We start from the raw sequence: 13,431 nt of genomic DNA, 5'->3' as shown, positions 1-13,431 counted from the left end.
GTCATCCGGCATCTATACGGGCGCATAGTCGAAACCATTCTGGCCACCTGGGGCTTAAGCTTGCTGCTTATCGGCCTGGCATCGTCGGTGTTCGGTTACTACCAGATGGGGGTACGGCCACCCCAATGACAAAGAATGTGTAGGCTCCGGTCTGATAGCCCCCTATTTGCACAACGCCGAAAGGCGGCCGCACCCCCATCTGGTAGTAACCGAACACCGACGATGCCAGGCCGATAAGCAGCAAGCTTAAGCCCCAGGTGGCCAGAATGGTTTCGACTATGCGCCCGTATAGATGCCGGATGACCAGCCGTTCGATGAGGACGCCGATGACGGCGACACACAAAGGCGCCACCACAAACATGGCCACCCAGAAATTGACCCCGGCCCGCACGGACAGGATAAAAGCGAACCCGCCCAGCATCAGGAACTCGCCGTGTGCGAAGTTGATGACGCCCATCATGCCGAACACAATGGCCAGGCCCACGCTGATCAAGAAGAGGCTGGCAATGGCGTACACCACCTGTACGCCGGCAAGCATGGCCAGATCCATATCAAAGAGACATATTCAGCACGTTGCAGCTGTTGTCGCCCTCGGCCACCGGAGGGACTTGCTTCCAGCCTTCAAGTACCTGAAAGCGGCTGCTGCGCACCTCGGCCAGATACATGTCCATGGTGCAATAGTGCGTTTGCGGGTGCGATGCCACCTTGCCGCTGGGGCCGTCAATTTCGATGCCGGCCTCGAATGCCTGTATGACTTTTTCGCGGTCGAACGAGTTGGCCTTGCGCACGGCCTCGGCCCACAAATACATGCCCTGGTAATCGGCCATGGCCAACGAACCCACGTAGCTGTAATCGGGGAACCGTTTTTTGAAACGTTCGACAAACTCGCGGCTGGCGGGGGTGTCGAGCTCGTCGTAGTAATTTTTAACGGTGACGATGCCCTCGCTGACTTCGGGCGGCATGCGCATTTGCTCGCCTGCATCGCCGATGGTGTGAGAGGCCATGGGGATGGACTTGTTCATGCCCGCCGACGCCCACTGGCCGTAGAACGCGCCGTGCGCGGGCCCGACAAACACGTTGAAGACAAAATCGGGCTTGGCCGACTGGATCTTGCTGATAGTGGGACCGAACTTGTCGACATCGAGCGGGAACAGGTCGAAGCCGACCGTTTCGCCGCCATGCTCTTTGCATATGCGCTCGGCCGCTTGCCCCGACAATTGCCCGAAAATGTAATCGGCGGCCAGAATGTACATTTTCTTGCCGTGTTTTTCCATCATGTAGGGAATGAGGTTGTCGAGCAACTGGCGCGGCGTGGGGCCGGTGATAAACATATTGCGATCGCAGGCGCCTTCGGTGCCTTCGTTGATCATGTTCATCATGTACAGCGTTTTTGCCCGTGCCAGCACCGGTCGGGCCACTTCGCGAGCGGCGCTGGTTACCGCACCGTGCACCACCGCTACCCGGTCACGCAAGGCAAGTTGCTGAGCATATTGCCCATACAACTGATTATTAGACTGCGTATCGTAGGTGACCAGTTCGATCTGGCGGCCCAAAAGCCCGCCGCTCGCGTTGATTTCTTCGGCTGCCAAACGCAGGCATTGCGCCTTGGTCGTACCAAACAATTGCAACGGCCCCGAAAGATCAAGAAGCACGCCTACCTTGATTGTATCCGCCGCCAGACTGACAACCGGAAACACCAACCCGCCCATGGCAATGGTTGCCATGCCCCCCAGGCCCTGGCCCAGGAATTTTCTGCGCCCGTTTTGCATAACTTCTTCTCCTGTTTGTTGGACGACGAAGACAGCTACGGGACATTAAATCAATGGAAAGCCGAGTTGGGAATGCCAAAAGCCGTCTGCCACTTGTCGGTTTCGGACATCACGGGTTTACCCCTGGTTCTTGCGCCGTCAATCCACTGATCAGTACAAACCCCATGAGCGGTTGCTACGCACATCATGTAAATTAAGTTCGATAAGCTGCGCGCAATACAGGGCACCCGCAAAAAAATATACAAAAAGCGGATTGCCGCGTTTCGAATCATAGGTATAAAAACAAGTTGTATCGCGATTCCACCATAACGGAGACAAACGCATGACCACCGCCACCAAGCCAGCCGTAAACCTTAAGTTCAGCCACATGGGCATAAGCGTCAGCAACCTCGAAGCCATGACCGACTTCTACACCTCGGTGCTGGGCTTCACCATTACCGATCGCGGCGAGGCTGCGGGCATGAGGCTGGTGTTCATGTCGCGCGACCCGTCCGAGCATCACCAGATCGTGCTGGCCACGGGGCGCCCCGACAACATGCCCCAGAACGCCGCCAACCCGCAATTCGGCCCAAGCATCAACCAGATCTCGTTCAAGCTGGGTTCGCTCGACGACCTTCGCGACATTCACGAACGCTTGCATTCGGCCGGTGCACAAGACATCTTCCCGGCTAATCATGGCATCGCCTGGAGCGTCTACGCGCACGACCCCGAAGGCAATAATCTCGAGTTCTACGTGGATTCCGACTGGTATATTTCTCAGCCCTTCCTGGTTCCTCTCGAACTGGACAAGTCCGACGAAGAAATCATCGCCACAACCAAAACCATGTGCGAGTCCAGCGAAGGGTTCCAGCCGTACGACGCCTGGCGCAACAACATCGCCCGCCAAATGACCCCTTTTGTCGCGCCCAAAAAAACCGCCACCGTCTAACTGCAGGAATCAATCACTATGTACGTAAGATGCGGTTACTTTATTGGCCGGCCCATTGAAGGCAAAAAAGAAGAGCTCGACACCCAGCTGAAAGCCATGATGGCCCACTACCCGGGGTTTCCCGGCATACGCTGGGCCCAGATGCTGATCGCCGACGAGGTCGACGAGGGGGCGCCCGGCATTTATGCCACCGTGCAGTTCGCCTTCGACAGCAAAGAAGCACTTGAGGCGGCGCTGGCCACTCCGCACCGCCAAGAAGTGCGCGGGCATTACGCACGTTCGGTGCTGCCGCTATTCGACGGCACCGTCCTGCATGCCAACCAGCATGTGGCGACCATGCCGACACCCAAATAAGGCTGTAGCCTCTGGCTCAAGCAACACCTGAAACGTTTGTCGACGTGTGCCTGGTTTGGCATTGATTGCGATCAACTCCAGGCCAGGCACTGTTCGCGTCTGGCCCTGGCTCTTTTTCCATTCAGGCGGGGCAAGCCTACAATCAGGGTAGTTTCAATAACAGGCTTTACACCATGCAGGAATCCATGCGCCTCGACAAGTGGCTTTGGGCGGCTCGTTTCTATAAGACGCGCAGCCTGGCCACCCAAGAAATCAACAAAGGCCGCATTCATGTCAACCAGCAAATGGTAAAGCCCGCCCGAGAAATCAAACCGGGCGACACCCTATGGATAAAGCGCGGCGACGCGGCCACTACCGTGGTCGTGCAGGCCTTAAGCCAAGTACGCGGCCCCGCTACCGTGGCTCAACTGCTCTATGCCGAAACCCCTGAAAGCATCGCCGCACGGGAAAAGGCAGCCGAACTGCGAAGGCTCGCCCCCGAGCCTGCCCAGCAAATTACACAAGGTCGCCCGACAAAACGCGACCGACGATTGATCAACCGCTTACGCAATATCGACGACTGATGAGATTAAGTTTCCTTGGTGCCGCACAAGAAGTGACCGGCTCCTGCTTTTTGGTCGAAACGGCCAACACCCGTTTCTTGGTGGACTGCGGCATGATCCAAGGGGGCTCCGACGCCCTTACAAGAAACCATGAGCCTTTCAAGTTTGATCCTGCCTCGATTGATTTCGTGTTGCTGACGCACGCCCATATCGACCACAGCGGCCTGCTGCCCAAACTGACCCGTTCTGGGTTCAAAGGGCCTATTTATGCCACCGCCGCAACCGCCGACTTGCTCGAGGTCATGCTGCCCGACAGCGCTCACATACAGGAAAGCAACGCTTTACGTCATGCCAAACGGGCGAAAGACAGGAAATCGTTGCCGGCACTTTATACCGTGCATGATGCCTACCAATGCCTCACGCATACGAAAAGCGTAAGTTATGACAAGGCGTTTTCGCCCAGTACCGACGTAGTATGCTGTTACCGGGACGCCGGCCATATTCTGGGTTCGGCAATAATCGAGGTTACGATCAACGAGCCGGGCGGTGCCACCAAGGTGGTGTTCAGCGGCGACCTTGGCCAGCCGAATCGGCCCATTGTGCGCGACCCCACATTCATTCAAGAGGCCGACATTCTGGTCATTGAATCCACCTACGGCGACCGTTTGCACAAGGAGTTCAGCACGATCGAAGATGAAATGGTTTCCGTCATCGAAGAAACCCTGTTCGAACGTCGTGGCAATGTGATAATGCCGGCCTTCGCTGTCGGACGCACCCAGCAGGTGCTTTATCAGTTGCATCGGCTGATCAGCGAGGGCCGCATGCAGCGGCCCCATATATTTGTTGATTCGCCCATGGCCACGGCAGTTACGCATATTACACGTCAGCACTTCGACCTGTTCGACGAAGAAACGCGCCGGCTCGCCCATTGGCACAAGCGTAGCGTCGACATTCCTTATGTTCGCTTTACGGGCAGCGTCGAAGACTCGATTGCCCTTAACAAGATCCGGTCGGGCGCCATTATTATCTCAGCCAGCGGCATGTGCGAGGCCGGCCGCATCAAGCACCATTTGCGTCACAACCTGCCGCGACCCGAATGCACCGTTCTGATTCTGGGCTTCCAGGCTGAAGGAACGCTCGGTCGTCGCCTTGTCGACGGCGACTCCCAGGTTCGCATATTCGGAGAAGACATTCCCGTACGTGCCGCCATTCGCAGCATCGAAGGCCTGTCGGCACATGCCGATCAGGCAGCACTGATGCGCTGGGCGGGGGCCTTTCGCCGGCCGCCCGCACACACCTTCGTCGTACATGGCGAGCCTCCGGCCGCCCAGGCCTTGGCCGACAAGTTACATCAAGAGCTCGACTGGAACGTAACCGTGCCCGAACTCGGTCACGTCGCTACCCTGCCAACACCGCCAGAGTATCGATCATGAGCTTGAGCCCCGATCTTGAAGAACGCTTGCGTGCCATCGTCGAATCACCTGCCTACCGGTTGGCCTACGAAGACATCGACCTGCTTACCGAAGACGAACTACGCCCACTGCGCCTACAGCTCGAACTGCTGAAACCCGAGCGTATCCTGCGCGACGAAGGAATCTGTTCGACGGTGGTGGTATTTGGCAGCGCACGGGTCTACGACCGTAACACGGCGCGCTGGCAAATCGACGCCCTTAAGCAACAAGACCCCTCAACCGCTACCAATGCCACGTATCAGCAAGCCCTGGCCCTGGCTGAACGCCGGGTCGAGCAGGCCGCCTATTACGAAGAGGCGCGGCGTTTTGCCCATATGATCTCAGACCGATTTCAGCAACAGGAGCGCTGCGATTTCGTGGTGGTGACGGGGGGCGGGCCCGGCATTATGGAGGCCGCCAATCGCGGGGCATTTGAAGCGGGGGCGCGATCGATTGGGCTTAACATCACCCTGCCCAACGAGCAGGCTCCCAACCCATACGTCAGCCCCGAGCTGGCGTTCCGCTTTCAGTATTTCGCCCTGCGCAAGATGCATTTCCTGATGCACGCGCGCGGGCTGGTTACGTTTCCGGGTGGATACGGCACATTGGATGAGCTGTTCGAGGTGCTGACATTGATCCAAACCGGCAAGATGCCCCGGATACCTGTGGTGTTGGTCGGACGGCAGTTCTGGCGCCGACTCGTCGACTTTGACTATCTGCTTGAAGAAGGCTATATCTCGCCCCAAGATGCCGAGCTGTACGAATATGCGGATAACGCCGAAGAGATTCTGGCCTGCATCGAGCGGTTCTATAGCGAGCAAGGTCCAGACGCGCCCCTGCCCTCGTCCTTCACACCATCGCCTTAAGCGCACCTGTACAGAGAACACGCTCATGAACACATATTCTGCCGACCGCCAGCGTTGGATCGCCGGCTACGGACCTATCGCCCACAGACCCGATACCATCGCAGAAGTCGACGCATTGGTAGGCAGGCTCGTGTCAGAAGGCCAGGTAGCCGATGCAGGCGTCGCATGGAAACTCATGGCGGCCGCCGACCGTCTTGCTTGCGTGGCCATGAATGTGGTCGCACACATGACATACGCGCGCCGCATCGACCTGTCTGGCGCTCCCCTTTCCGTCAAGGATTTCAAGCCGACCCCCGAGGGCCATACCGGCGGTGCGTTGAATATGGTGCAGGCCTTTGTCGCGTACCTGCTGGCCAACGCACTGACCGGCACCACAAGGGGCTGGATCATGGGCCAGGGCCACTGCGTGGCCGCCGTCGAAGCCATTAACGCCCTGACCGGCGATGTCTCGCCCGCGCAGCACGGCCGCTACGACCGCAGCGAAGCCGGATTGGCGCACCTGTGCAACGATTTTTATTCCTACGCCATTACTGCCGACGGCCAACCCGCGGCGCCCCTCGGAAGCCACGCCGGCCCGCATACTGCGGGCGCCGTTTCCGAAGGGGGTTACCTGGGTTTTGCAGAATTGCAATATGTGCACATGCCCTTGCCCGGTGAATCAGTGGTGGCATTTTTAAGCGACGGCGCATTCGAAGAGCAGCGCGGCGCAGACTGGGCGCCGCGCTGGTGGCGCGCGCAAGACAGCGGTTTCGCGGTGCCGGTCATGATCCTGAACGGCCGCCGCATCGAACAACGCAGCCAGATTCTGCAACAAGGCGGTGCAGAGTGGCTCGCCGAAGACGTGCGCAATAACGGTTTCTCGCCCCACATCGTCGACGGCCGCGACCCGGCCGCCATCGCCTGCGCCATCATCAATGGCGAAAGCGCCCTCGCCGATTTTGCGGCAGACCCCAAGCGGCGTTACCCGGCCGCCCTGCCCTATGTCATTGCCGAAACCGAAAAAGGCTTCGGTTTCCCTGGTGCGGGCACCAACGCCGCACACAACCTGCCGCTGGGCGGCAACCCTCACAATGACCCCGCCGTGCGCGAGATCTTCAACGAAAGCGCCCGCGCCTTGTTCGTGCCAGGCACCGAACTGGACGAAGCGTTGGCCGCCTTTGCCACGCACAAAGCCCAGCAGCGGCCTCTGGAAAGCCGGCATCCCATGGCTCATCGAAACCCCGCTGCCCCGGTACTGCCCGAACCGGACTGGGAAACACCTGGCAGCGTCGGCAGCGCCATGACCACGCTGGACAACTGGTTTGTCCGGTTTGTTCAGGCCAATCGCGACCTGCGCGTGCGTATCGGCAACCCCGACGAACTGGCCAGTAACAAAATGGGCGGAACCCTTGCCCTGCTTAAACACCGTGTCAACGAGCCCGAACCCGGCGTACCCGAAGACGTACACGGCGCAGTCATTACTGCTCTCAACGAAGAAGCCGTAGCCGCAGCCGCACTGGGCAACAAGGGTGGCCTGAACCTGATCGTCAGCTACGAAGCCTTTGCCATGAAAATGCTGGGCCTGATGCGCCAGGAAATTATCTTCGCCCGACACCAACAGATTGTGGGCCGACCCGCGCAGTGGCTTCCGGTGCCGCTTATCGTCACCTCGCACACATGGGAAAACAGCAAGAACGAACAGTCGCACCAAGACCCCAGCATCGGCGAAGCACTGCTGGGCGAAATGTCGGACACGTCGCGCGTGCTGTTTCCGGTTGACGGCAATACGACCGTCGCCGCCCTGCGCGACATCTACTCGGGCCGCGGGCAGCTTGCTTGCCTGATCGTCTCCAAGCGCGAGGTCGAAAATCGGTTTGACGCCGCAGCCGCGCAACGTCTGGTTCGCGATGGCGCAGCCCACCTCGTGGGCACACCCCACCAAGCCGACGTGCAGATCATTGCCATCGGCGCGTATCAACTGGACGAAGCCATTCGGGCGCAGCAGCACTTGGCCAGCCATGGGAAACAAACCTGCGTCACCGTCATTTTGGAGCCCGGCCGCCTGCGCGTGCCCCGCGATGCCATTGAAGCCGAATTCGTCGACAACGACGCCACCCTTGACGCCCTGTTTCCCCCCGGTCTTCCGCGCGTGTTGCTTTGCCACACCCGCCCCGAACCCATGCTGGGCCTGCTGCGCCGCATTGACACCGGCCCGGCCACAACCCGCGCGCTAGGCTATATCAGTCGTGGCGGCACCCTGGACGTGCCTGGCATGCTGCGGGCAAACCGCTGCACCTGGGCGCACGCTGTGGAGGCGGCGGCGGCCGTTGCGGGGTGGAGCAATAAGGATTTGATGGACGAGGCGATGCGCACGATGCTCGGGGGCAATTATTAGTTTCTTGATGGCTTTCAGCGCGTGGCTACCTTGGGCACGCGGCGCGGCACCGACATGCATCGCCCACTAAGCCAGTGACGTCAACGCAGCATTCAATAGCAATGAGCAATACCGACCTTTCCTCCCACACCCCGATGATGCGGCAGTACCTGACCCTGAAAAAAGAGGCCGGGGCGCATCTGCTGTTCTATCGCATGGGCGACTTCTATGAAATGTTCTATGAAGATGCCGAGCGTGCGGCACGGCTGCTGAACCTTACCCTGACCAAGCGCGGTGTCTCAAACGGCACCCCTATTCCCATGGCGGGCGTGCCGTTTCATGCCATGGAGGGTTACCTGGCCCGACTGGTGGCAATGGGTGAATCGGTCGCCATTTGCGAGCAGATCGGAGACCCCGCCACAAGCAAGGGCCCGGTCGAGCGCAAGATTGTGCGTATTGTTACCCCGGGCACGCTTACTGACGACGCCTTGTTGCCCGCCAAGGCCGATCGCCAGATTGCGGCGGTGTGGACAGCGCGTGTCAATCGGTCGGAGCGTGCCGGGCTGGCCTGGATGAATCTGGCAAACGGCGATTTCAGCGTGACCGAATGCGAGCCCGACATGCTCGATTCCGAGCTGCACCGCATTGCCCCAGCAGAGCTGCTGTGTGCCGAAGGCCGGCGGGTTCGCATGGACGCGGCCGTGGCAAGCAGCACCATGCCCGACTGGCACTTTGAAGCCGACAACGCCAGACAGGTGCTGCAAACGCATTTTCAGGTTGATTCCCTGACCGGGTTTGACCTGGACGATATGCCGGTGGCCATGTGCGCGGCAGGCGCACTATTGCATTACGTCGGGCGCACGCAGTCGCAAACGCTTAGCCATATCCAGTCGATTCGCGTCGAGCGCCCCGGTGCCTATGTCGTGCTGGACCCCGTTACCCGTCGCAACCTGGAGCTGACCGAGCCGTTGGGCAGCGACGATGGGCCCTCGTTATTTTCAACGCTTGATCATTGCCGCACGCCCATGGGCAGCCGGCTGCTGCGTCGCTGGCTGCATCATCCGCTGCGTGAAAACGAGCCGGCTCAAGCCCGACAGGGTGTCATCGGCACTTTTCTGGCGGCGTCGGCGGAGGACGGCCTGAACGCCATCACCGGCCTGGACACCTTGCAAGAAACCTTGCAGCGTTACCCGGACATCGAGCGCATCGCCACCCGGATTTCCCTGCGGTCGGTACGACCCCGCGAACTGGCCAGCCTGCGCGACGCCCTTGAGCTGCTTCCCTCGCTGGCAAATCACATTGAGCACGCCTTCAGCGCAACGCCAGAACTGCAAGCGTATCAGCAGCGACTGCAATTGCCTGCCGAGCTGACGCAGCTTCTGCAAAGCGCCGTCGACGCCGAGCCCGCACTGATGGTGCGCGACGGCGGCGTCATCGCAGCAGGATACGACACTGAGCTCGACGAGCTACGCCGGCTGGCCAGCGACAGTGGTGAGTTTCTAATTGAACTGGAAGCCCGCGAACGCGAACGCACGGGCATTGCCAACCTACGGGTGGAATACAACCGCGTCCATGGTTTTTTCATTGAAGTCAGCCGCGGACAAACAGACAAAGTGCCGGCCGATTACCGCCGCCGCCAAACGCTGAAAAACGCCGAGCGCTACATTACCCCCGAGCTCAAGACCTGGGAAGACAAGGTTCTGTCCGCCAAAGACCGCAGCCTGTCGCGCGAAAAATGGCTGTTCGAACAATTGCTGGACCAATTGGCTCCCTATGCCCAGCCCTTGTCGTCATGCGCTTCGGCGCTGGCCGAAATCGACGCACTGGCTTCACTGGCAGAACACGCTCGCGAAAACGATTGGGTGGCACCCGAACTTGGTACCGAGGCACAAGTCGTGATTGAAGGAGGCCGCCATCCGGTGGTTGAGCGCACTATCGAGCGCTTTACCCCCAATGATTGCGAACTGCACTCCCAGCGACGCCTATTGCTTATTACCGGCCCCAATATGGGCGGTAAATCCACCTATATGCGACAAATCGCCCTGATCGCGCTGCTGGCCCGAGTGGGTAGCTTCGTGCCAGCGCAGCGGGCACAGGTGGGGCAGATCGACCGCATTTTCACCCGGATCGGCGCTGCCGATGACCTGGCAGGCGGGCGTTCCACCTTCATGATGGAAATGACCGAAGCAGCGGCCATCCTGGCCGCCTGCACGCCTCAAAGCCTCGTGCTGATGGACGAGATCGGGCGCGGCACCTCAACGTACGATGGGTTGGCGCTGGCCTGGGCCATAGCCTATAGGCTGTTGACGCACAACCAGGCACTTACGCTTTTTGCCACCCATTACTTTGAGATGACCCGCCTGCCTGTCGAAGACCCTCATGCCGCCAACGTGCACCTGGCGGCGGCCGACTCCGCATCGGGCATCGTGTTTTTGCACGAAGTCCGCCCCGGGCCTGCCAGCCGCAGCTACGGCATACAGGTGGCGCAACGGGCCGGTATTCCGCCGGCCGTCATACGCCATGCCGGCCGCGAGCTGGCGCGCCTGGAAGCCCTGGGCGCGCCCACGCCGCAGCTTGACCTGTTTACCGAGGCGGCCGCGCAGGCACCCGACCCCATCAACGCTGTGGAATATCCCGACGACCGCAACATCGAGCAATCGGCGAGCGTGGCCGCCCTGACTCAGGCACTGGCCGAACTCGACCCCGACCAGATGAGCCCGCGCGACGCGCTCGACGCCTTATACCGCTTACGGGCGCAATACCTATGAATCCAGACACTCCTATCGCGCTGCTGGGGGGCATCAGCCCACGCACGTTCATGAAAAAATACTGGCAGCGCAAGCCACTGCTGGTGCGCCAAGCCATACCTGGCTTCAGCCCGTCATTGTCAATTCGCGACATACGCGAGCTGGTGCGCCGAGAGGAAGTTGAGTCGCGGCTGATCCGGCAGGTGAAGGGCAAATGGCAGATGAAAGCGGGGCCCTTTAACCGCCTGCCTTCCATGAACCAGCCCGACTGGACGGTACTGGCGCAGAACGTCGACGCCCACGACGACGGTATGGCCGAGCTGCTGCACCAGTTTCGATTCATATCGGATGCGCGCCTGGACGACGCGATGATCAGCGTCGCTTCAGACGGCGGCGGGGTAGGGCCGCATTTCGACAGCTACGACGTCTTCTTGCTGCAAGCCCACGGCCGGCGCCACTGGCGCCTTAGCAGGCAAAAAGACCTGACTCTGGAAGAAAACCTGCCCCTGAAGATACTGAAGCACTTCGAGGCCGAGCAGGAGTACGTACTGGAGCCCGGCGATATGCTTTACCTGCCGCCACAAGTGGCACATGACGGCGTTGCGAAGGGCGAATGCATGACCATCTCCATCGGCTTCAGGGCGCCGAAGCTGGCCGCGCTGGCGCGGGGCGTGCTGGAAGCTGCAGGCGACCAACTCATGGCCCGCATCGGCGAGGACCCGGGCCTGTATGGCGCCCAGCCGCAACCCGGCCCTCGTCTGGATCAGCACTTTACCGACCGCGGGGTCGACGCCACCGCCCACCCCGCCCTCCTGCCCGATATGCTGGTGCAGGCTGCGCTTGACGCGGTAAGCCGAATCAAATTCGACGATAAGCTGGCCTCTCGCTTTCTGGGATCATGGCTGACGGAACCCTCGCCGGCAGCATGGTTCGATCCCAGCAACGAAGACCTGGATCTGGCCGACACGCTGCCCGAGAGCGGCGCGCTTGCGCTGGATCGCTGTACGCGTGTGATTTACCGGAATAACGAGCTCTACATTAACGGCGAACTCGCCCCGTTGCCGGCAAGCCCAGCCTTGCGCGAGCTTGCTGATGCAAGGCGACTGGATTGCGCCAGTCGTACTGCGCGCAGGTTGAAGCCGGCAGAGATCGATATGTTGAATGACTGGCTCGCCGAGGGATGGCTGCATTATCAGGACTCGACCTGAATCAACGCGGTTAACATTAATACGCGCCATATTAATCATCTCGAGGCCGATCATGAGCAACGCCCGCCCGAACGACTCCTTCCCCCCTGATCAGGGCAGCGACATATTGCGTGCTTTTTTAGGTCTGTGGCAGGCCGCTTTTGACAATCACGACGCGCAAGCCATAGCTGCGTTGTTTGCCGAAGACGTACTGTTTCAAGGCCTGGCACCCACACTACTGTCGGGACGTGACGCAGTACGTGAATACTACCAGCGGGTTCCAACGGGCACGACTGTGCTTATTGAAGACATCGACGCCATTTCATTGACGCCCGACATTATTTCCGGCCACGCCAAACTTACTTTCGTCGAGGCCGACCGACGCCTGCGCCCCATGTGTTTATCAATCACCGCACAAAAGATACAGGGCCAGTGGCTGATCAAAAGCTACCATGCCTCGGCAACACCACACGTTCCTTGACATTGTGCACTTCTGCCCGTGTCCCTATTGCCTAGCGGCAATGTTGTAAAAAAGTGCCGTACCGGACACAGCCCCGGAATATATCGACCAATTAAATTAGATTCTTCTAATTTAGATAAACTTGATATAAAATAAACAATCATGAACGAGCAAGATATCCATTTTCTCCAGGAAGGCGCCGCCAAGGCAACGGCCTTACTGCGCACGGTGGGCAACCAGCATCGCCTTTTGGTGCTATGCCTGCTGATTGAGCACAAGGAAATGTCGGTGGGCGCCATCCAATCGTACATAGACCTTAGCCAATCCGCGCTTTCCCAGCACCTTGCAAAAATGCGCGAAGAAGGCCTGGTCAGTTATCGTCGCGAAGCGCAAACCTTGTATTACCGTATTGAGAACCCGGACGTCGCCAAGCTCGTCGCCACGCTTAAGTCGATCTACTGTCCTTAAGGTCAAAGATCATTCACAGCAAATTAAAGGAAACATTTCCTATGACCAAACTACTTACCCCCACTGTAGCCGGGCAGCGCATGGCTGAAGGCGCCCTTCTGGTAGACATTCGGTCGACACAAGAGCACGCGCGCGAACACATCGCCCAGGCGATCAACATTCCCCTTGAGCAACTGAACCAACGCCCGGCTGCGCTGCAAGGTGCCAACGCGGTTATTTTTCATTGTCGCTCGGGCAATCGCACACAACTCATCGCGCAAACCCTGCAAGCTTGTACAGATGGCGAGACCTATGTGCTTGAAGGGG

The 13,431-nt window shown here is 59.5% G+C and carries 13 protein-coding genes; 11 read left to right on the top strand and 2 right to left on the bottom strand.

Annotated features, from left to right (window positions below; genetic code table 11):
• Positions 1–67 precede the first annotated feature (67 nt).
• Positions 68–538 (bottom strand): branched-chain amino acid ABC transporter permease, encoded by a 471-nt coding sequence (locus VL003_RS12170; protein ID WP_325442848.1) that lies wholly within the window; start codon positions 536–538, stop codon positions 68–70.
• A gap of 13 nt (positions 539–551) precedes the next feature.
• Positions 552–1,769 carry an ABC transporter substrate-binding protein gene (locus VL003_RS12165; protein ID WP_325442846.1) on the bottom strand — a complete coding sequence of 406 codons (1,218 nt, stop codon included), beginning with the start codon at positions 1,767–1,769 and terminating at the stop codon, positions 552–554.
• Positions 1,770–2,091: 322 nt separating this feature from the next.
• Here VL003_RS12165 and VL003_RS12160 point away from each other — a divergent pair, with 322 nt between their 5' ends.
• From VL003_RS12160 to VL003_RS12110, 11 genes are all read left to right on the top strand, one after another.
• Entirely contained in the window at positions 2,092–2,697 is a 606-nt protein-coding gene (locus VL003_RS12160; protein ID WP_325442844.1) for a VOC family protein, read from the top strand.
• 18 nt (positions 2,698–2,715) lie between these two features.
• On the top strand, positions 2,716–3,051 hold the full coding sequence (locus tag VL003_RS12155; RefSeq protein WP_325442842.1) for a hypothetical protein: 336 nt from the start codon (positions 2,716–2,718) through the stop codon (positions 3,049–3,051).
• Between the two features lie 173 nt (positions 3,052–3,224).
• Entirely contained in the window at positions 3,225–3,614 is a 390-nt protein-coding gene (locus tag VL003_RS12150; protein ID WP_325442841.1) for an RNA-binding S4 domain-containing protein, read from the top strand.
• Entirely contained in the window at positions 3,614–5,026 is a 1,413-nt protein-coding gene (locus VL003_RS12145) for an MBL fold metallo-hydrolase (RefSeq protein WP_325442839.1), read from the top strand. Before VL003_RS12150 ends, VL003_RS12145 begins: the two co-directional genes overlap by 1 nt.
• Complete coding sequence (locus tag VL003_RS12140) at positions 5,023–5,910, top strand: LOG family protein (protein ID WP_325442837.1); 888 nt, start codon at positions 5,023–5,025, stop codon at positions 5,908–5,910. Before VL003_RS12145 ends, VL003_RS12140 begins: the two co-directional genes overlap by 4 nt.
• Positions 5,911–5,935: 25 nt before the next feature.
• Positions 5,936–8,284 (top strand): phosphoketolase family protein, encoded by a 2,349-nt coding sequence (locus VL003_RS12135; protein ID WP_325442835.1) that lies wholly within the window; start codon positions 5,936–5,938, stop codon positions 8,282–8,284.
• 101 nt (positions 8,285–8,385) lie between these two features.
• A complete protein-coding gene (gene mutS, locus VL003_RS12130; RefSeq protein WP_414708300.1) occupies positions 8,386–11,031 on the top strand; it encodes a DNA mismatch repair protein MutS in 2,646 nt (881 codons plus the stop codon).
• Positions 11,028–12,218: a cupin domain-containing protein gene (locus VL003_RS12125; protein ID WP_325442833.1), complete on the top strand. Its 1,191-nt coding sequence runs from the start codon at positions 11,028–11,030 to the stop codon at positions 12,216–12,218. The genes mutS and VL003_RS12125 overlap by 4 nt, the downstream gene beginning before the upstream one ends.
• A 52-nt stretch (positions 12,219–12,270) precedes the next feature.
• Entirely contained in the window at positions 12,271–12,678 is a 408-nt protein-coding gene (locus tag VL003_RS12120; protein WP_325442831.1) for a YybH family protein, read from the top strand.
• Positions 12,679–12,819: 141 nt separating this feature from the next.
• Positions 12,820–13,125: an ArsR/SmtB family transcription factor gene (locus tag VL003_RS12115; RefSeq protein WP_325442829.1), complete on the top strand. Its 306-nt coding sequence runs from the start codon at positions 12,820–12,822 to the stop codon at positions 13,123–13,125.
• Positions 13,126–13,166: 41 nt separating this feature from the next.
• On the top strand, positions 13,167–13,431 hold a 265-nt coding region (locus VL003_RS12110), incomplete at its 3' end, for a rhodanese-like domain-containing protein (protein WP_325442827.1).

The sequence above is a fragment of the Pusillimonas sp. genome (genome assembly GCF_035515275.1).
Lineage (GTDB): Bacteria > Pseudomonadota > Gammaproteobacteria > Burkholderiales > Burkholderiaceae_B > Pusillimonas.
This window is presented reverse-complemented; position numbering and strand designations above follow the sequence as displayed.